Below are 22,252 nucleotides of genomic sequence, written 5' to 3'. Positions count from 1 at the left end.
AGGCGTACCGATGAGACACCTGCTCGCCGTCGCGGCCCTCGCCGGGTCCTTCCTGGTCGCGACCCCGGCGACCGCTGCGGTCGCCGGCGGCCACGACGAGGACCGCGACTCCTACGTGGCCACCCGGCCCGGCCGCGACCGGTTCCCACTGGTGGCCGCCGGCCGCGCCGCGCCGCTGGTGGTCAGCGCCGGCGACCACGCCGGCGTCATCCGGGTCGTCGACGACCTGCAGGCGGACATCGCCGCGGTCACCGGGGTGACACCGGCCGTCGGCCACGACCGGGTGCCCGCCGGGCGCGACCCGGTGCTGGTCGGCACGATCGGCAAGAGCCCGCTGATCGACCGGCTGGTCGCCGCGGGCAAGCTCGACGTGCGCGGCATCGCCGGCCGGTGGGAGACCACCGTCGAGCAGATCGTGGACAACCCGCTGCCGGGTGTGCGGCGGGCGTTCGTCATCGCGGGCAGCGACCAGCGCGGCAGCATCTACGGCGCGTACGACCTGTCCAAGCGTCTCGGCGTCTCACCCTGGCGCTTCTTCGACGACGTCCCGGTCCGCCACCGCGACGCCGTGTACCTGCTGCCGGGGCGGCACACCCAGGGCACGCCCGCGGTGAAGTACCGCGGCTTCTTCATCAACGACGAGAACCCGGCCACCGGCACCTGGGCGCCCCGCTACTTCGGCCCCGGCAAGGCGCCGGGCTACCCGGGCGGGCTCAACGCCGCCTACTACGCCAAGGTCTTCGAGACCATGCTGCGGCTCAAGGCCAATTACCTGTGGCCGGCCGTCTGGGGTCGGGCCTTCGCCGAGGACGACCCGCTGAACCACGCCACCGCCTCGTTCTACGGCGTGGTGATGGGCACCTCCCACGAGGCGCCCATGATGCGCGGCATCGAGGAGTGGAACCGGCACCCGGCCGGGACCGGCGAGTGGAGCTTCCGGCGCAACCCGGACGCGATCAAGGCGTACTGGCGCGACGGCGCGGAGCGGATGGCCCGCGAGAAGATCGAGGGCGTCATCACCCTCGGCATGCGGGGCAACGGCGACGTCAGCCTGCCCGACGGCGACGGCATCGACCTGATGAGCTCCATCATCGACACCCAGCGGCAGATCCTGCGGGAGACCGGGCTGATCGGCGCGCCCCAGGTGCAGACCCTCTACAAGGAGGTGCAGCGCTACTGGGACAAGGGCTACCGGCCCCCGGACGACGTCACGGTGGTGTTCTGCGACGACAACTGGGGCAACCTGCGCCGGCTGCCGGACGCCTCGCTGCCGCCCCGCGGCGGCGGGTACGGCATGTACTACCACTTCGACTACGTCGGCGGCGGCCGCAACTACAAGTGGGTCGACACGGTCAACCTCACCAACACCTGGGAGCAGCTGAACCTCGCGTACCGCTCGGGGGTCGAGCGGCTCTGGATGGTCAACGTGGGCGACCTGAAGAACGAGGAGCAGCCGACCCAGTTCTTCCTCGACTACGCCTGGAAGCCCTTCCCGCTCGGCGGGCTGGGGGAGTGGGAACGGGGCTACGCCGCCCAGAACTTCGGCGCCGCGCTGGCCGGCGACATCGCCGACGTGCTCAGCGACTACGGCCACCTGCAGTCGCGCCGCAAGCCCGAGCTGCTCAACCGCCGCATCACGGTGGACCCGGCCACCCGGGCGATCACGTACGACGACCAGGCCAGCCCGTTCAGCCTGACCGACTACCGCGAGATCGAACGGGTCACCGCCCAGTGGCAGGCGCTCGCCGCGCGGGCCGAGCGGATCAAGGCCCGGGTGCCGGCGGCCTGGCAGGACGCCTACTTCCAGCTCGTCTGGTACCAGGTCAAGGCCACGGCCAACCTCTACGCGCTGCGGCTCGCCGAGTTCACCAACATCCGGTACGCCGGCCAGGGGCGCGCCGCCACCAACCGGCTGGCCGACCTGGCCGAGGCCCGGTTCGCCGAGGACCAGGCGCTCAACGCCTACTACAACACCGCGCTGGCCGGCGGGAAGTGGAAGGACTGGCAGCTCCAGCCCAAGATCGGCTACGGCAACGTGGCCCGGTACGGCCCCAACGCGCCCTGGCAGCAGCCGGAGAAGGACAACGTGGCGCTGCCGGACGAGATCTACCCGTACCTGCGGCGCATCGAGGTGCCGGCGGCCGCGGAACTGGGCGTGGACCTCGACGGCGGGGACCCGGTGACGCTGCCGGCGTTCAGCCCGTACCAGGCCCAGCCGCGGCAGTTCATCGAGGTCTTCAACAAGGGCGCGACGCCGTTCGCGTACCGGATCACCCCGGCCGTGCCGTGGGTGCGGGTGACACCGAGCGCCGGCTCGGTCGACCAGCAGGTCCGGGCCACCGTCCGGGTCGACTGGCGGCGCGCGCCGAAGGGCACCACGACCGTGCCCATCACCGTCACGGGGGCGGGGGCCAGCCAGGTCGTGCAGGCGCCGATCGACAACCCGGTGCTGCGCCCGCGGGGCTTCGTCGAGGCCAACGGCTACGTCGCGATGGAGGCCGACCACTACACCGGCAAGGTGGGGGACTGGCGGCTGCTGCCCGGTATCGGCAAGACCGGCAACGGCATGACCCCGCTCGGCGGCGCCGGCGCCCGCCTGGAGTACGCCACGACCCTGACCACCACCGGACCGGTGAAGGTGACCGCCGTGCTGTCGCCGCGCAACAACGTCCACCCGACCGACGGCCTCAAGTACGCGATCTCCCTGGACGACCAGCCACCGCAGACGGTGAACGTCACCCAGGCCACCGGAGCCGACGACACCACCATGAACAAGCAGTGGGAACGCAACACCTCCGACAACGTCAACCGCACCACCACGACGCACACCGTGACCAGCGCGGGCGTGCACACCCTCAAGTTCTGGATGGTGGACCCGACCGTGATCGTGCAGCGCCTCGAGATCGACACCGGCGGCGTGCGGTACAGCTACCTCGGCCCGCCCGAGAGCCGGCGGGTGGCCCGGTGAACCGCCGGTCCGTGCTCGGCCTCGGCGGGGCGGCCGCGGCCGCCGTGGCCACCGCGGTCCCGGGCCGCCGGCCGCGCCCCGGGCGGCGCTGGCTGCACACCTGGGTGGCCATGCCGCAGCTCACCGAGCCGGGCAACCTGCCGCCGGCACCGTTCACCGGCGCGGAGTCGGTGCTGGTGGACACCACGCTGCGCCAGACCCTGCACACCACGATCGCCGGGAGCGCCGTACGGCTGCGGTTCTCCAACGCCTTCGGCGGCGCGGTCCTGCCGATCACCGCCGTCTCGATCGCCCGGCCCGCCGGCGGCCGGCCGGGCGCCGGCGCGATCGAGCCGGGCACGTCGCGCCCGGTGACCTTCTCCGGGCGCCCGTTCGCCGACATCCCGGTGGGCGCGCAGGTGGTCTCCGATCCGGTGGAGTTCGACGTGCCCGCGCGCGGCGAGCTCAGCGTCTCGGTGTACCTGGCCACCGGCCAGGCGAGCACCGCCGTCACCTCGCACCCGGGCTCCCGGACCACCTCCCACCTGGTGCGCGGCGACCTGCACGACGCCACCGACCTGCCGGGCGCCACCACCGTGGCCCACTGGTACCTCCTCAGCGGCGCCGAGGTGCGCACCGCGGGCGACACCACCGCGACCGTGGTGCTGGGCGACTCGCTGACCGACGGCCGCGGCTCCACCACCGACGGCAACGACCGGTGGCCGGATCAGCTCTCGGCCCGGCTGCGCGGCCGGCACGCGGTGCTCAACCAGGCCGCCGGCGGCAACCGGGTCCTGCAGGACGGCCTCGGCCCGAGCGCGCTGGCCCGGCTGGACCGCGACGTGCTCGCGCTGGGCGGGGTCACCTCGCTGATCGTCTTCGAGGGCGTCAACGACATCGGTACGGCGGCGGCGACGCCCGAGGCGCAACGGCGGGTGGGCGACGACCTGCGGGCCGCCTACGACCAGATCGTCACCCGGGCGCACGCCCGCGACCTGCGCGTGTACGGCGCCACCATCACCCCGATGGGCGGCAACCAGAACTACGACGACCCGGCCGGCCTGCGGGAGGGCACCCGTACGGCGGTGAACGACTGGATCCGGCGCAGCGGCCGCTTCGACGGGGTGCTCGACTTCGACGCCGCGGTCCGGGACCCGGCCGCGCCCCGCGCGCTGCTGCCGGCCTACGACACCGGCGACCACCTGCACCTCAACCCCGCCGGTTACCAGGCGCTGGCGGCTGCCGTGCCGCTGCGGTGGCTGCGGTGAGCGCCATGACCACCGTGGCGGTGCTGCTGCCGCCACCCGAGGCGCTGCCGGCGCGGCTGTCGACGTACCGGGAGGTCTTCGCCGGCCCGGTCTTCGACCTGGCCTTCGCCGCCGCCGGCACCTTCGACCTGCTGGCCGAGGCGGACATCCTGGCCATCGCCCCGCCGGTCCGGCGGGACCGCGACACCATCACCGCCGACGAGGCCGCGGCCCTGCGCGACGCGGTGCGCCGCGGGTGCCGGATCCTCGCCGTGGGCGAGGCGGTGTTCACGGCCGCGGCGGCCGGGCTGCTCGACGGCCGGGCCGTGTCGACCTGCGCGGCGCACGCCGAGGAGCTGGGGCGCCGCTATCCGCGGGTCCGGCTGGCGCCCGGCGTGCGGTACGTCGACGACGATCCCATCTTCACGGCGGCCGCCGGCCGGCCCGGCGTGGAGCTCTGCCTGCACCTGGTCCGCAAGTACCACGGCGCGGCCACCGCGGCGGCCATCGCCCGCTCGCTGTCCCGATAGAAGTCATGCCGGTCTATTCCCTTCGGGGAGTGGTCCGGCCCAGAATGGGAGCGCTCCCATTCCCTCGCCCGTCCCCCCATCCCCGTCCGGAAGGCGCCCCCCATGTCCCACCGACTACGCACCACCCTGACCCTGATCGCGGCCGGCGCCGCGGCCGGGAGCCTGGCCCTGTTCGTGGCCCCCTCGGCCGACGCCGCCACGACCCTGGGCGCCTCCGCGGCGGCCACCGGCCGCTACTTCGGCACGGCCGTCGCCGCGAACAAGCTGAGCGACAGCACCTACGTCGGGATCCTGGACCGCGAGTTCAACGCGGTCACGCCCGAGAACGAGATGAAGATCGACGCGACCGAGCCGCAGCAGAACCAGTTCACCTTCACCAACGCGGACCGGATCGTCAACCACGCCATCGCCCAGGGCATGAAGGTCCGCGGGCACACCCTGGCCTGGCACTCCCAGCAGCCCGGCTGGATGCAGAGCATGGAGGGCGCCGCGCTGCGCTCGGCCATGCTCAACCACGTCACCAGGGTCGCCACCAACTACCGCGGCAAGGTCTTCACCTGGGACGTGGTCAACGAGGCGTTCGCCGACAGCGGCGGCGGCCGGCGCGACTCCAACCTGCAGCGCACCGGCAACGACTGGATCGAGGCGGCGTTCCGGGCCGCGCGCACCGCCGACCCGGGCGCCAAGCTCTGCTACAACGACTACAACATCGACAACTGGACCTGGGCCAAGACGCAGGCCGTGTACACGATGGTCCGTGACTTCAAGACCCGCGGCGTGCCGATCGACTGCGTCGGCCTGCAGTCGCACTTCAACAGCGGGTCGCCGTACCCGGGCAACTACCGGACCACGCTGGAGAACTTCGCCGCGCTGGGCGTGGACGTGCAGATCACCGAGCTGGACATCGAGGGCTCGGGGCAGACCCAGGCCGCCACGTACGCCAACGTGGTCAAGGACTGCCTGGCGGTGGCCCGGTGCAACGGCATCACCGTGTGGGGCATCCGGGACAGCGACTCGTGGCGGGCCAGCGGCACCCCGCTGCTGTTCGACGGCAGCGGCAACAAGAAGGCCGCGTACACCGCGACGCTCGACGCGCTGAACAGCGGGGGCAGCACCGACCCCACCGGCACGCCGACCGTCTCGCCCACCGTTTCCCCGACCGTTTCCCCGACCGCCTCGCCGACCACGCCGCAGCCGGGCGCCGGCTGCTCGGCGAGCGTGACCGTCAACCAGTGGACCGGCGGCTTCACCGCCACCGTCCGGGTCACCGCGGGCGCCGCGGCCGTCACCGGCTGGGCGGTCACCCTGACCCTGCCGTCCGGCGCGGCCGTCACCAACGCCTGGAACGCGCAGAACAGCGGCACCACCGGCGCGGTGCGCTTCGCCAACGTCTCCTACAACGGCCGGATCGCCGCCGGCTCCAGCACCGAATTCGGTTTCCAGGGCACCGGCACCGGCCCGTCGGCCACCCCGGCCTGCGCCGCGTCCTGATCGAGCCGTCCGGCGCGGCGCGTGCCACCAACCGCGCCGCGCCGGACCTTCCCCCGGAGCGAAGACTGATGAAACGACTGACCCAGGCCTTGCTGGCGGTCACCACCGCCGTCGCCGCGATCGGCGCCTCCGTGCTGATGTCCGCCTCCCCGGCGGCCGCGGCCACCCTCCAGGAGGTCACCGGTTTCGGCAACAACCCCACCAACCTGCGGATGCACCTGTACGTCCCGGACCGGCTGCCGGCCAACCCGGCCCTGCTGGTGGCCGTGCACTACTGCACCGGCTCGGGACCGGCGTTCTACTCCGGCACCTCGTTCGCCTCGCTCGCCGACCGGTACGGCTACATCGTGATCTACCCGTCGGCGACCCGGTCCGGCAACTGCTTCGACGTCTCCTCGCCCGGCGCCCTGCGCCACGACGGCAACAGCGACCCGGCGGGCATCGTCTCGATGGTCCGCTACGTGCAGGAGCGCTACCGCACCGATCCGGCCCGTACGGTCGTCACCGGCGCCTCGTCCGGCGGCATGATGACCAACGTGCTGCTCGGCGACTACCCGGACGTGTTCCGCGCCGGGGCGGCGTTCATGGGGGTGCCGTTCGGCTGCTTCGCCACCACCGACGGCTCCAGCTGGAACAGCGCCTGCGCCAACGGCCAGGTCACCAAGACCCCGCAGGCGTGGGGTGACCTGGTGCGGGCCGCGTACCCGGGCTACACCGGGCCGCGGCCGCGGATGCAGACCTGGCACGGCGTGAACGACGACACGCTGCGCTACCCGAACTTCGGCGAGCAGATCAAGCAGTGGACCAACGTGCACGGGGTCAGCCAGACCCCGGTGCTGACCGACACGCCGCAGTCCGGCTGGACCCGCACCCGGTACGGCTCCACGTCGGCGCAGCCGCCGGTCGAGGCGATCAGCGTCGCCAACACCGGGCACAGCCTGCCGCAGTCCGGGATGGCCGAGCGGGCCGTCACGTTCCTCGGCCTGGACAGCACGACGGTGCCGACCACCGGCCCGACGACCCCGCCCACCACGCCGCCGACGACCCCGCCCACCACGCCGCCCACCAGCACGCCGCCGGCGACCGGCGGGTGCCGGGTCGGCTACGTGGTCAACGCCTGGAACACCGGGCTGACCGCCAGCATCACCATCACCAACGCGGGGGCGCCGGTGACCAGCTGGACGCTCGGCTTCACCCTGCCGGCCGGCCAGAGCATCACCTCCGGCTGGAACGCCACCTGGACCGGCGCCAGCGGGGCGGTCACCGCCCGCAACGTCTCCTACAACGGCAGCCTGGCGACCGGCGCGTCGACCACCATCGGGCTGCAGGCCACCCACACCGGCGACAGCAGCCGGCCCGCGGCCTTCACGCTCAACGGCGTCGCCTGCAGCGTCGCCTGAGGACCGCCTGCTGCCCCGGACCGGGTGAGCCGGGGCAGCAGGTGCCGCCACCGCGGCCCGTGCCGGCGCGCGTCACGCGCCGGTACGGGTCGCGATCGCCTGCAGGAAGATCTCGTTGATCTTGGCCGGGTCCTCCGCGACGAAGACGCCGCTGCTGGACCCGCTGGCCTCCGCGATCACCTTGAGCTCGTTGCGGTCGACCTCGGGCCCGATGCCGATGAACACCATCCGGACCGGTCGCTTCGGGTCGCGCTGCTTCTTCAGCGCGGCCACCAGCTCGTCCTGGGTGAGCCCGGGATCGTTCTCGTTCACCCCGTCGGTGAAGAGGATGACCGAGTTCACCCGGCTCGGCTGCCACCCGCTCTGCACCGTCTTGTACGCCGCCAGCGCGGTGTCGTAGAGCCCGGTGTCACCGGTCTTCTTCGGCTTCATGTCGTTGAGCGCGTCGTTGAGCTTGGTACGCGCCGAGGACAGCGGGCTGATCGGCACCTTCGGCTGCCACGCCTGCGAGCCCACCAGCTCCGTGGAGAAGAACCAGGTGCCGACGGCCCACCGGTCGTCGAACAGCTGCAACCCCTGCGCGGCCGCGCGCTTGGTGACCTCGGCCCGGGTCAGCCCGCCCGCGGTGGGCACCTTGGTGAGCATCGAGCCGGAGATGTCGAACACGGCGAGCACCCGGCCCGGCTGCGTGATGGCGGCCCAGCTGCCCAGCAGCTGGGTGATCGCCGTGGACGCGGCCTGGGCCGACGCGGCGGCGCCCTGGCTGCCGTCCCCAGCCAGCACCGGGGCGACCTCGGCCGGGGCGCCGGCCGGCGCGGTGAAGCCCGTGCCGCCCTTGCCGTCCGGCCCGCGCAGGCCGGCGGCCGCCAGGGCGTTGCGGAAGACCGGGCCGCGCAGCGCCTCGTGCAGGCCCGCGGCCGCCGCGGCCTTCTGCGCGTCGACCTCGGGCATGACCGCGAACGGGTAGTTCAGGGCCGTGGGCGCCGGGTCGAGGTAGAGCGCGGCCAGCGGGATCGGCGGCTTGCCCGCGTTGAACGTCAGCACGTCCTCCTCCGACAGCGGCGCCGCGCTCAGCCCGGTGGTGACCTCCGAGGGCGCCCGCGGGAACTTCTCCAGCAGGTCCTCGCGGATGCTGGAGGTGTTCGCGGCCAGCTTGCGCAGCGCCAGCACCTTGCGCTGGGTCCCGGCCAGGTCGGAGCCGGCCGCGCCGCCCAGCGCGAGCAGGCCGGTGAGCCCGGCGGCGTCGCGGGTCGGGTCGACGATGCCGGGCAGCAGCGCCTTGCCCGCGGTCAGCTGGGCCAGCAGGTCCTGCCACTTGAGCTGCTTGTCGGGCCAGCCCAGCTGCTGGGCCACGGGGGCCGGCATGGCCAGCACCACGGGGCTCTCGGCCACCGGGGCGTTGTCGGTGGGCACGAAGCCGGGGGCCTCGCCACCCACCCGCAGCAGCCAGGTGGAGGAGTCCGGGAGCCACACGTCGGGCACCACCGGCTTGCCCGACACGGCCTTGAGGCCGGACAGGGTCACCCGGTGCTTGGCGGCGATCTGGGCGGCGGCGTCGGCGGGATCGGCGGCGGTGACGGCGACCTTGACGCAGACGCCGTCGACCTGGGCGTCCTCGCCCTTGGTCCACTGATCCGCGGCGGCCTGCACCGCACCGGCGATCTCCGTGGCCGCGGTGACGGCGAGCCGCACCTGACCGGAGCAGTCTCCGGCGGAGAGGCGCTGGTAACCCAGCCAGGATCCGGCACCGATGACGACGAGGGCGGCCGTGGCCGCGCTGACGACGATGCCGGTGAGACTCAAAGTTCTTCGATGGCGTCCGGGCACCGCTCCATGCTCCGCAAGGGAAGATCGGAATGCCATGGACGTTCGGACGAAATTCTCACATCAGCTGCAAAATAAGCCTTGATCCGGGGAGATCGGCTGCGGTCCGTGTTCGGAGGAGCGGCGCTGCGTGAGATCGGTGAGTTTGCGGGCAGGCGTGCCCCGCCTCGTCGCCGGGAGCGCCGTCACCCGGGCGGCCCGCGCCGCGGGGAGGGGCGCGCTTGACGGCCGCGGACCTGTTCGGGGCGCGAGCCGGCCGGCGGCTCGATCACAAGAATGGCGGGTAAAGACGAAATGAACGGCAGGAAAAGGCGACATCCGAACGCCGGATAATGGCGCGAGTGCCCTACCGTGGCATTCGTGTCCGCCATTGCCAGGACGACGAGAAGGCTACTGCTCCCGGCCACCCCCGCCCGTCTGCGCCTGTGGACCGGCCTGGTCAGCTGCGCGGCGGTGGCCCTGCTGGCCGCGTCCGGACTGCTCACGGCCCGGGTGCAGGAGCAGGTCCGGGTCATCGGCGGCGCGGCGGCGCCGCAGGCCGCCACGGCCGCGGATCTGTATTTCGCGCTCAGTGATCTGGATGCCCAGGTCGCCCGGATGGTGCTGGCCGGCGACGCCGCGGAATTGTCCGGCAGTCAGCTCGACGCGCTGGGCGCCTATCAGCAGCGGGGCCGGGAGGCCGACGAGGATCTGCAACGGTCGCTGACCACCGCGACCTCGGACGCCGACCGGGCGCTGGTGCTGGAGCTGACCCACGAGCTCACCGGCTACCGGCGGTGGGTGTGGCAGACGTTGACGGCCCAGGCCCAGGCCCAGGCGCCGCCGCAGCCGCCGGGCCGGTTGCCGCCGGACGCCCTGGGCTATTACACGCAGGCGACCAACGTGCTGCACCTGCGGTTGCTGCCGGCCGCCGGGCGGCTGCGCGACGCGGGGGAGACGCGCCTCGACCGGGCGTACGCCGCCAAGCGCGCCACCGTGGCCTGGGCGGTCGGCCTGACGGTGCTGTCCGGCGGCGCCCTGGTGCTGCTGCTCGTGTTCCTGCAGGGGTGGCTGGCGCGGCGGTTCCGCCGGGTGCTGAACCCGGCCCTGGCCCTGGCCACCGTGCTGGCGCTGGGCCTGACCGCGGGGGTCTGCCTGGTCCTGGTGGCGCAGGAGCAACGGCTGGGCGCCGCCCGGGACGACAGCCTGCGGCCGTACCTGGCGTTGTCGCAGGCCCGGGCGCTGAGCTACGACGCCGCCGCCGACACCAGCCGCTACCTGCTCAGCGGCAACCTCGCGCTGTACCGCCAGGACTTCACCGGCAAATCCGAACGCGTCGCCGCGGTGCTCGACGGGAGCGGCGCGGCCCTGGAGCGCTGGCGGGGTTACGAGCGCGCCCACCAGCGCGTGGTGGCGCTGGCCGGCGCCGGGCGTACCGGTGCGGCGGTGGACCTGGTCACCGGCATCCGCCGCGGCGACGCCGCCTTCGACTTCTCCTACTACGACGCCGCGGTGGGCGCGGACGCCGGGGCCCGCAAGGCCGGCTTCGACGCGGCGCTGCGGGACGGCGAGCGGGTGCTGGCCGGCTGGCCGCTCGTCCCGCTGCCGGTCGTCGGCGTCGTGCTGCTGCTGGTGGCGCTCGGCGTGCGCAAGCGTCTGGCGGAGTACCGGTGAGCGGGCGGCTGCGACTCGCCGCCGGGCCGGCGGTGGCGCTGGTGCTCGCGCTGGCCGCGTGTGCTCCGGCGGCGGCACCCCGCGCGGTCGCCGAGGCGGTGCCGTGCGTCGCCGGCTCGTTGCGGGGGCAGGGCTCGTCCGCGCAGACCAACGCCGTCAACACCTGGATCAGGAACTACCAGATCGCCTGTTCCGGGGCCACCGTCGCGTACGGGAGCACCGGCTCGGGCGCCGGCGTGCGCGCCTTCCTCGCCGGGAGCGGCGACTTCGCGGGCACCGACTCGCCGCTCACCGCCCCGGAGCAGGCGGCCGCCGACGCCCGCTGCGGCCGGGGGCCGGCCGTGCACCTGCCCATGGTGATCGCGCCGATCGCCCTGGCCTACACCGTCGCCGGGGTCGACGACCTGCGGCTGGCCCCGGCCACCGTGGCGCGGATCTTCGCCGGCGCGGTGACCTCCTGGGACGACCCGCTCATCGCCGCGGACAACCCGGGTGTGCCGCTGCCCGCGACGGCCGTGCGCACCGTGCACCGCTCGGACAGTTCCGGCACGACGGCGAACTTCACCGGGTTCCTGGCGGCCACCGCGGGCGCCGGCTGGCGGTTCGGCACGGACAGCACCTGGGCCGCTCCGGGTGGGAGCGCCGCGCGGGGCAGCAACGGCGTCGCCTCGGCGATCGCCCGCACCGACGGGGCGATCGGCTATGTCGAGGCGTCCTACGCGCGGTTCCACCAGCTGGCCGTCGCGCGGGTGCGCAACGGCGCCGGTGAGTTCGCGGCGGTGACCGACGAGGCGGCCGGGCGTACGGTCGCGGCGGCCGGCGTCACCGGGGCCGGCGGCGATCTGCGGCTGGCGGTCGACCACCGGACCGCCGTGCTGGGGGCGTACCCGATCGTGCTGGTCACCTACGAGGTCGTGTGCCGGACCGGCACGCCGGCCCGGACCCGGCCGCTGCTGCGCGGGTTCCTGACCTACACCGCGGGCCCGGCGGGCCAGGCCGCCGCGGCCCGGCTCGGCTATGCGCCGCTGCCGGAGCAGTTGCGGCGGAAGGTGGCGGCCGTGGTGGCCGGGCTGGACTGAGCGGTCAATCCGGGCGGATCTCGCCCGGAGTACGCCCGAACGCGCGCCGGAACGAGCGGTGGAAGCCCGCCACGGTGCCGAACCCCGCGTCGGCGGCGATGTCGATGATGCGCAGGTGGCGCAGCGCCGGATCGGCCAGCGCCCGGCGCGCCCGGTCGAGCCGCCGGCGCCGCACCGCGCCGGCCCAGCTCGTGCCGCTCCCGGCGAAGGCGGCGTGCACCGTGCGCACCGAGACACCCAGCCGCCGCGCGGTCGTGGCGGGGGACAGGTCCTCGTCGGACAGGTGCTCCTCGATGTCGGCCAGGGCCGCGGACCGGGCCGCCGTCGCTCCGCGCCGGGACCGCGCGGACCCGGCGTGGCCCCGTCCCGCCGGGTCCGCGGGCGCCAGGGCGACCGCCAGCAGGCCGGCCGTGTGGACGGCCAGCCGGGCGGCCACGTCCGGGCTCCAGGGTTCGCGGGTCAGGGCCGTCAGCGCGTGCCGGACGGCGGCGCCGACCCCGGTCGCGGTGTCCACCCGCACGGCGGTCGGCACCGGGCCGACCGTCCGGGCCGTCAGCAGCGGGCGCGGCAGGAACAGCGACAACTGCCGGAAGTCGGTGGGGAAGTCCATGGTGAACGGCTCGTCGGTGTCCAGCAGCGTCAGGTCGCCCGGTTCGAGCACGGTCCGCCGGCCCTGCTGGGCCACCACGCTCGCGCCCGTGATCTGCAGGTTGGCGTAGTAGCCGGGGCGCCGCGCCCGCGCTATGTCCCGGCCGGTGCGGCGCACCCGCTGGCGTTGCGAGGCGATCCGGGCCAGGTCGAGCCGGCCCAGCGGCCACTGCGTCACCCGCCCGGCGAAGCCGTCGCGCAGGTCCGACTCCGGGCTCAGGGCCAGGAACGCCTCGCAGATCAGCTCGCGCCAGCAGGCGAACTGGCCGGCCGGCGGGGCGGCCGACGTGGACCAGGTCTGTGGCACCGCGGCTCCTGTCCCCTTGCCGACGTCTGCGCTGATTGCAACCCGGGCCGCGCCGCGGGCGACACCCTACCGACCGGGATCCGACACGGTGGCCGGATGACGCTGCCCACCCGCTTCACCGAGGCCTTCGGGCTCTCGACGCCGATCGCCCAGGCCGGCATGGCCTTCGTCGGCATGACACCGGATCTCGCCGTGGCCGTCAGCGAGGCCGGCGCGCTCGGGTCGATCGGCGTCGGGCTGATGCCCGCGCCGGCGGTCACCGCCACGATCGCCGCCGTCCGGGCCCGCACCCGGGGCCCGTTCCACGTCAACTTCATCACCCCGCTGACCGCGGACGCCCAGATCGACGCGGCCTGCGCGGCGGGCCCGGCCGGGGTGTCGTTCCACTGGGGCCACCCGGACCGGGCCTGGATCGACCGGCTGCACGCCGCCGGGGTCCGCGTCCTCGAGCAGGTCGGCTCGGTGGCCGCCGCGCGCCGGGCGGCCGGCGACGGCGTCGACGTGGTGGTGGCGCAGGGCCTCGAGGCCGGCGGCCACAACTTCGCCACCCTGCCCACCTTCGCGCTGGTCCCGCTGGTCGTGGACGCGGTGGCGCCCGCGCTGGTACTCGCCGCGGGCGGGGTCGCCGACGGCCGCGGCCTGGCCGCGGCGCTGATGCTGGGGGCCGACGGCGTCTGGGTCGGCACCCGGCTGGTCGCCACGGAGGAGTCCGCCGCCCACGACGGCTACAAGAGCCGGGTGGTCGCGGCGGACGCCACCCAGACCGAGCGGACCGCGCTGTTCGGCCCGGAGACGCCCGACTTCAACCCGATGCGGGTGCTGCGCAACCGGGTGGTGCGCGCGTGGGGCGACCGGGTGGCGGAGATCCCGGCCGACACCTCCGGCCGGCCGGTCATCGGGCACACCGAGCTGGGTGGCGTGCCGCTGGACCTGCACGAGTTCTCGAACCTGGTGCCCATGCGCGGGCTGACCACCGGAGACCTGGAGGAGATGGCCCTGCCCGCGGGTCAGGGCGTGGGCCTGGTCGGCGCGGTCGAGCCGGCCGGCGCGGTCGTCGAACGGATGACCCGGCAGGCCCGCGCGGCGCTCGCCCGGCACCGGGACGCCGAACCTGCGGCCCGGGCGGGCGGGGACGCCGCCACCATCCGGGCTTGACTGCGCAGGACCTTTGCTCCGCGTCGAAGGGGATCGACCCCGCCGGCGTCGGCCGGGTCAGGCGCGGGCGCGCCGCACGATGGCCGCCTCCCGCAACAGCAGCGAGCTGACCCAGGCCTCCGCGAAGTGCATCAGCCCGCGGGCGCCGGCCTGTTCGAAGATCGTGCGCAGCGCCTGCGTGCGCCGCGCCGGCGACACGTGCTGCTCGTCGGCCGTGCCGCGGACCTGGTTCACCAGCTGCTCCACGGCCAGGAACAGGAACGGCCCGGCCACGGCCAGCGCCCGCCAGCGGAACTCCGCCGCGTCGTCGACGCCGCGCAGGATCAGCATCGCCGCGAGCTCGTCGGCCTCGTACTCGCGGCGGGCGCTGCGCTCGTCGTGGCCCGGCGGCGCGTGCCGGTGCCCGGCGAGCAGGTGGCCGTACTCGTGGCCGAGGGCGAACCGCTCGGCCGAGCGGGCCATGAAGAAGCCGAAGGTGTCCAGCGTCTCCGCGGGCTCGCCGGCCTCGCCGCGCAGGAAGGCGAGCACGGCCGCGGCGAAGGCCGCGTCCGCCTCGTCGCGCCGCTGCCGGCGGTCGGCCGCCGGGGGCGGGTTCGGGCCGGCCCGGCGCTGCCCCGGCGCGGTGGTGAGCTGGTACGCGACCAGCGTGGCGGCCACCCGGTCGAGCAGCGGCCGCAGCCCGGTGTCGAGCAGGATCAGCGTGGCGCCCTCGACGGTGTGCGTGCGCGCGTGCAGCGACCGGTGCGGGAACGCGCCGACGTGGGTCCCGCCCGGCACGTCCACGCCGCTGACCGCCAGCGTGCGCCGGATCCCCGCGTCGACCGCCTCGAACGGGTTCGTCAGGAGGTAGCCGCCGGCGCGGATCCCGGCCAGCACGTCCTCGCCGACGCGGGCGCGTTCGGGTGCGGCGAGGCTGTCGACGTAGGCGTGGACCGCGTCGCGGGGCAGGGCGCCGTCGGGCATCGCTCGGCCTCCTGGGCAGCGCGGGGTGGTCCGGCCCGGCCGGTGCGCACCCGCCGGGAAGGACAGGATATGGCCCGCCGTCGATGGCCATCACCCCGGCCGCCGCCCGGGCGCCGCGGGCGCGGCGGCCGGGCGGCGAGCGCCGGCGATCAGAAGCGGCGGAACACCGGCAGGGCGGGCAGGGCCCGGCCGCGGTAGTCGAACAACGCCTGGTTCTCCCAGCCGTCACCGGACGCCGGGTCGGCCGGGTCCCAGCCCGCGCCCTCGGCCGCCGTCCAGGTCGGCTCCCAGTAGAAGACGCCGAGCGCGCCGGGCACCCCGGCGACCACGGTCAGGATGTCGCGCAGCGCGTCGGACTGCCCGCGCGGGGTCGCCGGGTAGCCGCCGGCCTCGGCCAGCGCCGCGGTGAAGATGTTCGGCTCGTGGTCGTTCTCGGCGGTGGTGAAGCCGTACGCGGTCTCGGCCACCAGCACCGGCTTGCCGTAGCGGGCGGACAGGTCCAGCAGGTTGGCCTGCAACGCGCCCAGCGAGCCGTGCCAGTAGACGTAGTGCGACACGGCGATCACGTCGAACGGCACGTTGCGGGCGGTCGCCTGGTCGAACCACCAGCGGTGCCCGCCGTTGTTGCCGCCCTCGGCCAGGTGCAGCACCACCTTGGTGCCGGGGGAGGCGGCGGTGACCGCGGTGCTGCCGGCGGTCAGCAGGGCGGCCAGGCCGTCCCAGTTGTCCCAGCGCCCGTCCGGCCACAGCAGGCCGCCGTTGATCTCGTTGCCCACCTGGGCCATCGCCGCCGGGGTGCCCTGCGCCCGCAGGTCGTGCAGCACCTCGTAGGTGTGGTCGTAGACGGCCTGCTTGAGCTGGTCGAAGCCGAGCGCGGCCCAGGCGGCCGGCTTGTTCTGCTGGCCCGGGTCGGCCCAGGCGTCGGAGTAGTGGAAGTCGATCAGCAGCCGCTGCCCGGCCGCCGTGGCCCGCCGGGCCTGGGCCAGCACGTCGTCCTTGTCGTTGTAGCCGTCGGCCGGGTCCACCCAGACCTTCAGCCGGACGTAGTTCACCCCGTTCGCCGCCAGCAGCCGGAACGGGTCCTGCCGCTGCCCGGTGGCCGTGCGGTACACCGCGCCGTGGTCCTCGTTCTTGGTCACGTGCGAGACGTCCGCGCCGGTGATCGCCAGCGGGGTGCCGGGCGCCGCGTCCGACCGGGCGAAGGTGACGTCGTCGAAGTTGGTCCACTGCCCGGCGGCGGCGTCGGAGTGCAGCACGATCGTGCAGCGCCCGCCGGTCACCCGTACGGTCACCGCGAGCCGCACCCACTCGTTGCCGGTGCGCGGGATCGCGGCCCGCTGCTCGGCGGAGCCGCAGCTGTTCAGCCCCACGTAGGCGTTCGGCTGGTTGCCGCCCGAGCGCACCCGCAGGCTGAGGGTGTACGGGCCGCGCCCCAGCCCGGTGACCGCCTGGCTGGTGGTGATCCGGTACGCGGTGTCGGCGTAGTGGGTGAGCTGGTGGCCGCCGGTGAGGCCGCCGGCCTCGACGAAGCCGGCGGCCCGCGAGCCGCTCGCCGACCAGCCGGTCAGGCCGGACTCGAAGCCGGGGTTGGCGACCTCACCGGCGGTGGCGTGCGCGGGCGGCGCCAGCGCCAGCACGGCGACCGCGGTGGCGGCGGCCAGGAAGGGGGGTGTGCGAAGCATGGGGGCTCCTGGGGGAGAAGGGCTCATCGACTGCCGCGTCGCAGGACGCGGACGCTTCCGGCGGGAACCGGGAGGCCGCCGGCCACCGGGTCCCCGGTCAGCAGCTCGACGCCGTCGCCGGGCACGACGGCGTCGCGCTGCCCGTGGTTGATCGCGATCAGGTAGTCGCCCGCCGGGCCGTGCCGCCGGACGATCTCCACCTGGTCGGGCAGCTCCGCCGGCGCGTCCAGACCGGCGGCCGAGGTGACGAGGGCCAGCAGGGCCGCGGTCCCCGCGGCGGTCAGCCGGGTGGAGACGTAGAACGCCTGCCCCGCACCGTACGCGTGCCGGGTGACCGCGGGCAGCCCCGCCGCCGGACCGTCCGCATAGGACGCCAGCGCCGTGGCGCCGTGCAGGTGCAGGCGTTCGGCCCACGTGTCCGCCGTCCGCCCGTCGTCCAGCCGGACGGTGCGGCCGGCGGCCAGCGGCTCGAACTCCTCGACGGCCAGGCCGAGCAGGTCGCGCAGCGCGCCCGGGTAGCCGCCCGGGTGCACGGTGTCGTGCCCGTCGACGATGCCGGAGAAGTACGACACCAGCAGCGTCCCCCCGCCGGCCACGTACCGCCGCAGGTTGTCGGCCGCGGCCGGGCTCAGCAGATAGCTGCTCGGCGCCACCACCAGCGGGTACGCCGCCAGCGCGGCCTCCGGGTGAGCGAAGTCGACGGTGCGGTGCGCGCGCCACAGCTGCTCGTAGAACGCCTCCTGCCGGTCCCGGAAGGTCAGGTCCTGCGACGGGCGCCAGGGCAGCTCGAGGGCCCACCAGGACTCCCAGTCCCACAGCAGCGCGACCTCGGCGGCGACCCGGCTGTCCCGCAGCTCGGCCAGCCGGCCCAGCTCGGCGCCGAGCGCGACGACCTCCCGCCAGGTGCGGGTGCCGGTGCCGCCGTGCGGCAGCATCGCCGAGTGGAACTTCTCGGCGCCGAAGCGGGAGGCGCGCCACTGGAAGAACAGGATGCCGTCGGCCCCGCGGGCCAGGTGCTGCAGGCTGTTGCGGCGCATCTCGCCCGGCCCCTTGGCGAGGTTGCGGGGCTGCCAGTTGACCGCGTTGGTGGAGTGCTCCATCAGCAGCCAGGGCCGGCCGTGCGCGACCGAGCGGGTCAGGTCGGCGCACATGGCCAGCTCGATGTGGTTGTCGGGGCGCTCGGCCTGCAGGTAGTGGTCGTTGGAGACCAGGTCGACCTCGGCGGCCCACCGCCAGTAGTCGATGTTCTTGCAGTTGGCCAGCATGAAGTTGGTGGTGACCGGGACGCCGGGGGAGAGCCGGTGCAGGATGTCGCGCTCGCGCCGGAAGTTGGCCAGGTGCGCGTCGGAGGAGAACCGGAGGAAGTCGAGCTCGTGGGCGGGGTTGCCGGTGGTCGCCGCGACGACCGGCGCCTCGATCTCGTCCCAGTCGCCGAAGCGGTGGCTCCAGAAGGCGGCGCCCCACGCGTCGTTGAGTTTGCCCAGGTCGCCGTAGCGGTCGCGGAGCCAGTCGCGGAAGGCCGCGGCCGAGGTCTCGCAGTAGCAGGTCGCGTTGACGCCGCCGTACTCGTTGTGGGAGTGCCACAGCACCAGCGCCGGGTGGTCCGCGTAGCGCCGGGCGAGCTGCTCGGTGATGCCCGCGGACGCCGCCGCGTACGCCGGTGAGCTGGGACAGAACGACTGCCGGCCGCCGCCGCCGAGCCGTACGCCGGCCCGGGTGACCGGGGCGGCGTCGGGGTGCCGGCGCCGGAACCAGGGCGGCGGCGCGGCGGTCGGGGTGGCCAGGTCGACCGCGATGCCGGCGGCGTGCAGCTGGTCGAGCACGCGGTCGAGCCAGCCGAACTCGTACTCGCCGGGGGCCGGTTCGAGCATCGCCCACGCGAAGATCCCGACGCTGACCAGGTTGACCCCGGCCTCGCGCATCAGCGCCACGTCGGCGGTCCAGACCTCCTCCGGCCACTGCTCGGGGTTGTAGTCCCCGCCGTAGGCGATCCGGTCCATCCCCGGGATGAGCGGCATGTACGGCTCCGATCTGTGAGCGCTCCCAACCGTGCACACGCATAATTGCACACCCACCACCTGCGCCGTTACCGCAAAGGCCACTCTTGACACCACGCTTCCGAGGGTCAACGCTGTGAGCGCTCACAGCGATAGACGCATCTCTCCGAGAGGTAGTGACGATGAAAGCCAAGCTGCTGGCGGTGGTGCTGGCCGCCGCCCTGTGTGCCGCCTGCACCAGCGATCCCGGCGACGACGGCCAGGGCGCGCCGCCCGGCGGCAAGGTCGAGCTGTCGTTCTGGTCCTGGGCGCCGAACATCGACAAGACCGTCGACGCCTGGAACGCCGGACACCCCGACATCCACGTGACGCTCAGCAAGCAGGCCGGCGGCGGCGACATCGTCACCAAGCTGCTCACCGCGGCCAAGGCGGGCAACCCGCCGGACCTGGCCCAGGTCGAGTACCAGTCGCTGCCCACCCTGGTCAGCAACGACGTGCTGGCCGACATCGCCCGGGAGGCGGCGCCGGTCAAGGACAAGTTCGCCGACGGGGTCTGGCAGCAGGTCACCCTGGGCACCGACGCGGTGTACGCGATCCCGCAGGACTCCGGCCCGATGATGCTGTACTACCGCACCGACGAGTTCGCCCGGCTGGGCCTGAGCGTGCCGAAGACCTGGGACGAGTTCGCGCGGACGGCCCGGGCCGTGCGGCAGAAGGCCCCGAAGAAGTACCTGACCACCTTCTCGGCCAACGACCCGGGCTGGTTCACCGGCCTGGCCCAGCAGGCCGGCGCCGCCTGGTGGGGCATCGACGGCGAGACCTGGAAGGTCAGCGTCAACGACGCCGCCACCAGGAAGGTCGCCGACTACTGGGGTGGCCTGGTCGCCGAGGGCGCCGTCGACAAGCAGCCGATGTACACGCCCGCCTGGAACAAGGCGCTCAACGACGGCACGCTCATCGCCTGGCCCAGCGCGATCTGGGCGCCCGGCGTGCTGGCCGGCAACGCGCCCGCCACCAAGGGCAAGTGGGCGATGGCCCCCATGCCCCAGTGGACCGCCGGCGAGAACAGGACCGGCAGCTGGGGCGGCTCCTCCACCGGCGTCACGGCGGCCAGCAAGAACAAGGCTGCCGCGGTGAAGTTCGCCGCCTGGATGAACGCCGACCCGGCCGCCACGGACCTGCTGATCAGCCAAAGCGCGATCTACCCGGCCGCCCGAGCGGCGCAGTCCAGCCCGCTGCTCGCCCAGCCGCCGGCCTTCTTCGCCGGCCAGAAGGACTTCTACCCCTCGGCCAAGGCGATCGCGGAGACCGCTTCCGGCTTCGTCTGGGGGCCCAACGTCAACGTCGCGTACGACACGTACAAGGACGCCTTCGGCAAGGCGATCACCGGCAGGACACCGTTCGCCGGGGCCGTCGACACCATGCAGGCGGCCACGGTGGCCGACATGCAGAAGAACGGCTTCAAGGTCGCGAGCTGAGAGGACCCGTCATGGCATCGGCCGTCACCGGCCGGTCGCGGCGAGGTGCGGCATCCCGCGGGGTGCCGTACCTCTTCCTCGCGCCGGCCATCGTGCTCTTCGTCCTGTTCCTGCTGCTGCCCGTCGGCTACGCGGTCCACCTGAGCCTGCGCAAGGTCAAGGTCAGCGGCCTCGGGCTGGGCCGCAACTCGCGCACCGAGATCTTCGCCGGGCTGGAGAACTACCGCACCGCGCTGGCCGACCCCGAGCTGTGGGGCAGCGCCGGCCGGGTGCTGGCCTACGGCCTGACCCTGCTGCCGATCATGCTGGGCCTGGCGCTGCTGTTCGCCCTGCTGCTGGACCGGCCGGGGGTCCGGCTCGCGCGCTTCTCGCGCCTGGCCATCTTCCTGCCGTACGCGGTCCCGGGCCTGATCGCCAGCATGCTCTGGGGTTTCCTCTACCTGCCGGCGGTGAGCCCGTTCACCGACCTGGCCGGCCGGCTCGGGCTGCCCGGGCCCGACCCGCTCGACGGCGGCTCGGTGTTCTTCGCCATCGTCAACATCGCGGTCTGGGGCGGGGTCGGCTTCAACATGATCGTGCTGTTCACCTCGCTGCGGGCCATCCCCGCCGAGATCTACGAGTCGGCCCGCCTGGACGGCTGCACCGAGCTCCAGCTGGCCCTGCGGATCAAGATCCCGCTGCTGCTGCCCTCGCTGATCATGACCACGGTCTTCTCGCTCATCGCCACCCTGCAGGTCTTCACCGAGCCGCTGACCGTGCGCTCGCTGACCAACTCCATCTCCTCGACGTGGACCCCGCTCATGAAGATCTACCGCGACGCGTTCGCGCAGAACGACATCTACTCCGCCGCCGCCGGCTCGGTGCTGATCGCCGGGGTCACCCTCGTGGTCTCGTTCGGCTTCCTGCGCCTGGTGCAGCGGCAGGCCTTCGGAAGCGAGGACCGATGACCGCGCTGGCCCCGTCCGTGCCGGTGCACGACGACGCGGATCCGCGGGCGCCGCGCCGGCGGGCCCCGCGGCGGGCCGCCTGGCTGCCGACCGTCGTGCTGCTGATCGGGGCGATCTACTGCCTGCTGCCGGTGGCCTGGGTGCTCGCCGCCTCCACCAAGGGCGGGTCGTCGCTGTTCACGTCGTTCACCTTCGCCCCGGGCGGGGACCTGCCGGCCAACCTGGGCGACCTGTCGGCCTACAGCGGCGGCATCTACTGGAAGTGGATGCTCAACACCCTGCTGTACGCGGGCGTCGGCGGCCTGCTGTCGGCGCTGGTGTCCGGACTGTCCGGCTACACGCTGGCCAAGTACCGGTTCGCCGGGCGCTCCGTCATCTTCAACGTGCTGCTCGCCGGCGTCCTGGTGCCCGGGGTGACGCTGGCGATCCCGCAGTACCTGCTGCTGGCCGAGGTCGGCCTGACCGACACGTACTGGGCCGTGCTGCTGCCCAACATCCTCAGCCCGTACGGGATCTACCTGGCCCGGATCTACGCGGCCGCGGCCGTGCCGGACACCGTGCTCGAGGCCGCGCGCACCGACGGGGCCTCCGAGGGCCGGATCTTCGGCCGGGTCGCCCTGCCGATGATGCTGCCCGGGCTGGTCACGGTCTTCCTGTTCCAGTTCGTGGCGATCTGGAACAACTTCCTGCTGCCGTTCGTGATGCTCTCCGACGACGACAAGTTCCCGGTCACCGTGGGCCTGTTCACCCTGCTCAACCAGGGCCAGACGGTGCCCGCGCTGTACAGCGTGGTGATCGTGGGGGTGCTGATCTCGATCCTGCCGCTGATCGCGCTGTTCCTGACGCTGCAGCGGTACTGGCGCCTCGACCTCGTTTCCGGGTCGGTGAAGGGTTAGTAACTTTC

General features: G+C 73.8%; 16 protein-coding genes. 11 read left to right on the top strand and 5 right to left on the bottom strand.

Features of this window, described 5'->3' with window-relative positions; translation table 11 throughout:
• Positions 1–10 precede the first annotated feature (10 nt).
• The 5 genes from Ani05nite_RS12490 to Ani05nite_RS12470 all read left to right on the top strand — a co-directional run bounded on the left by Ani05nite_RS12490 (position 11) and on the right by Ani05nite_RS12470 (position 7,615).
• Positions 11–2,968, top strand: a complete 2,958-nt coding sequence (locus tag Ani05nite_RS12490; RefSeq protein ID WP_203768068.1) for a glycosyl hydrolase 115 family protein — start codon at positions 11–13, stop codon at positions 2,966–2,968.
• Complete coding sequence (locus Ani05nite_RS12485) at positions 2,965–4,215, top strand: SGNH/GDSL hydrolase family protein (RefSeq protein ID WP_203768066.1); 1,251 nt, start codon at positions 2,965–2,967, stop codon at positions 4,213–4,215. Before Ani05nite_RS12490 ends, Ani05nite_RS12485 begins: the two co-directional genes overlap by 4 nt.
• 5 nt (positions 4,216–4,220) lie before the next feature.
• The gene (locus tag Ani05nite_RS12480; RefSeq protein WP_203768065.1) at positions 4,221–4,724 is read left to right on the top strand and encodes a helix-turn-helix domain-containing protein; all 504 of its coding nucleotides are present in this window, start codon (positions 4,221–4,223) and stop codon (positions 4,722–4,724) included.
• A gap of 102 nt (positions 4,725–4,826) precedes the next feature.
• The gene (locus tag Ani05nite_RS12475) at positions 4,827–6,215 is read left to right on the top strand and encodes an endo-1,4-beta-xylanase (RefSeq protein ID WP_203768064.1); all 1,389 of its coding nucleotides are present in this window, start codon (positions 4,827–4,829) and stop codon (positions 6,213–6,215) included.
• 68 nt (positions 6,216–6,283) lie between these two features.
• Positions 6,284–7,615 carry an extracellular catalytic domain type 1 short-chain-length polyhydroxyalkanoate depolymerase gene (locus tag Ani05nite_RS12470; RefSeq protein WP_203768063.1) on the top strand — a complete coding sequence of 444 codons (1,332 nt, stop codon included), beginning with the start codon at positions 6,284–6,286 and terminating at the stop codon, positions 7,613–7,615.
• A 72-nt stretch (positions 7,616–7,687) separates the two neighbouring features.
• Here the strand turns inward: Ani05nite_RS12470 and Ani05nite_RS12465 are convergent, their stop codons facing one another.
• Positions 7,688–9,418: a VWA domain-containing protein gene (locus Ani05nite_RS12465; protein ID WP_239129771.1), complete on the bottom strand. Its 1,731-nt coding sequence runs from the start codon at positions 9,416–9,418 to the stop codon at positions 7,688–7,690.
• 381 nt (positions 9,419–9,799) lie between these two features.
• Between Ani05nite_RS12465 and Ani05nite_RS12460 the strand changes: the two genes are divergently transcribed.
• Together Ani05nite_RS12460 and pstS are read left to right on the top strand one after the other, a co-directional pair.
• Positions 9,800–11,092: a GlnX family signal transduction membrane protein gene (locus Ani05nite_RS12460; protein ID WP_203768061.1), complete on the top strand. Its 1,293-nt coding sequence runs from the start codon at positions 9,800–9,802 to the stop codon at positions 11,090–11,092.
• Complete coding sequence (pstS, locus tag Ani05nite_RS12455) at positions 11,089–12,171, top strand: phosphate ABC transporter substrate-binding protein PstS (protein ID WP_203768059.1); 1,083 nt, start codon at positions 11,089–11,091, stop codon at positions 12,169–12,171. The genes Ani05nite_RS12460 and pstS overlap by 4 nt, the downstream gene beginning before the upstream one ends.
• Before the next feature lie 4 nt (positions 12,172–12,175).
• On the opposite strand, the gene Ani05nite_RS12450 is transcribed toward pstS, so the two are convergent.
• Positions 12,176–13,126 carry an AraC-like ligand-binding domain-containing protein gene (locus tag Ani05nite_RS12450; RefSeq protein ID WP_203768057.1) on the bottom strand — a complete coding sequence of 317 codons (951 nt, stop codon included), beginning with the start codon at positions 13,124–13,126 and terminating at the stop codon, positions 12,176–12,178.
• 96 nt (positions 13,127–13,222) lie between these two features.
• Here Ani05nite_RS12450 and Ani05nite_RS12445 point away from each other — a divergent pair, with 96 nt between their 5' ends.
• Positions 13,223–14,281, top strand: coding sequence for an NAD(P)H-dependent flavin oxidoreductase (locus tag Ani05nite_RS12445; protein WP_203768055.1), 1,059 nt, complete (start codon positions 13,223–13,225; stop codon positions 14,279–14,281).
• Between the two features lie 57 nt (positions 14,282–14,338).
• On the opposite strand, the gene Ani05nite_RS12440 is transcribed toward Ani05nite_RS12445, so the two are convergent.
• From Ani05nite_RS12440 to Ani05nite_RS12430, 3 genes are all read right to left on the bottom strand, one after another.
• On the bottom strand, positions 14,339–15,244 hold the full coding sequence (locus Ani05nite_RS12440; RefSeq protein ID WP_203768052.1) for an ImmA/IrrE family metallo-endopeptidase: 906 nt from the start codon (positions 15,242–15,244) through the stop codon (positions 14,339–14,341).
• A 149-nt stretch (positions 15,245–15,393) separates the two neighbouring features.
• Complete coding sequence (locus Ani05nite_RS12435) at positions 15,394–16,926, bottom strand: glycoside hydrolase family 53 protein (protein WP_203768050.1); 1,533 nt, start codon at positions 16,924–16,926, stop codon at positions 15,394–15,396.
• A 23-nt stretch (positions 16,927–16,949) separates the two neighbouring features.
• A complete protein-coding gene (locus tag Ani05nite_RS12430) occupies positions 16,950–18,944 on the bottom strand; it encodes a beta-galactosidase (RefSeq protein WP_239129765.1) in 1,995 nt (664 codons plus the stop codon).
• Between the two features lie 161 nt (positions 18,945–19,105).
• On the opposite strand from Ani05nite_RS12430, the gene Ani05nite_RS12425 reads away from it, so the two are divergent.
• The 3 genes from Ani05nite_RS12425 to Ani05nite_RS12415 are packed head-to-tail and all read left to right on the top strand — an operon-like array spanning position 19,106 to position 22,244.
• On the top strand, positions 19,106–20,401 hold the full coding sequence (locus Ani05nite_RS12425) for an ABC transporter substrate-binding protein (protein ID WP_203768049.1): 1,296 nt from the start codon (positions 19,106–19,108) through the stop codon (positions 20,399–20,401).
• A gap of 11 nt (positions 20,402–20,412) precedes the next feature.
• Positions 20,413–21,348, top strand: a complete 936-nt coding sequence (locus tag Ani05nite_RS12420) for a carbohydrate ABC transporter permease (RefSeq protein WP_203768048.1) — start codon at positions 20,413–20,415, stop codon at positions 21,346–21,348.
• Positions 21,345–22,244, top strand: a complete 900-nt coding sequence (locus Ani05nite_RS12415) for a carbohydrate ABC transporter permease (protein WP_203768047.1) — start codon at positions 21,345–21,347, stop codon at positions 22,242–22,244. The genes Ani05nite_RS12420 and Ani05nite_RS12415 overlap by 4 nt, the downstream gene beginning before the upstream one ends.
• The last annotated feature ends 8 nt before the right edge of the window (positions 22,245–22,252 follow it).

Source organism: Actinoplanes nipponensis (genome assembly GCF_016862275.1).
Classification (GTDB): Bacteria; Actinomycetota; Actinomycetes; order Mycobacteriales; family Micromonosporaceae; genus Actinoplanes; species Actinoplanes nipponensis.
The sequence above is the reverse complement of the archived record's forward strand: the minus strand, read 5'-3'. Positions and strand labels throughout refer to the sequence as shown.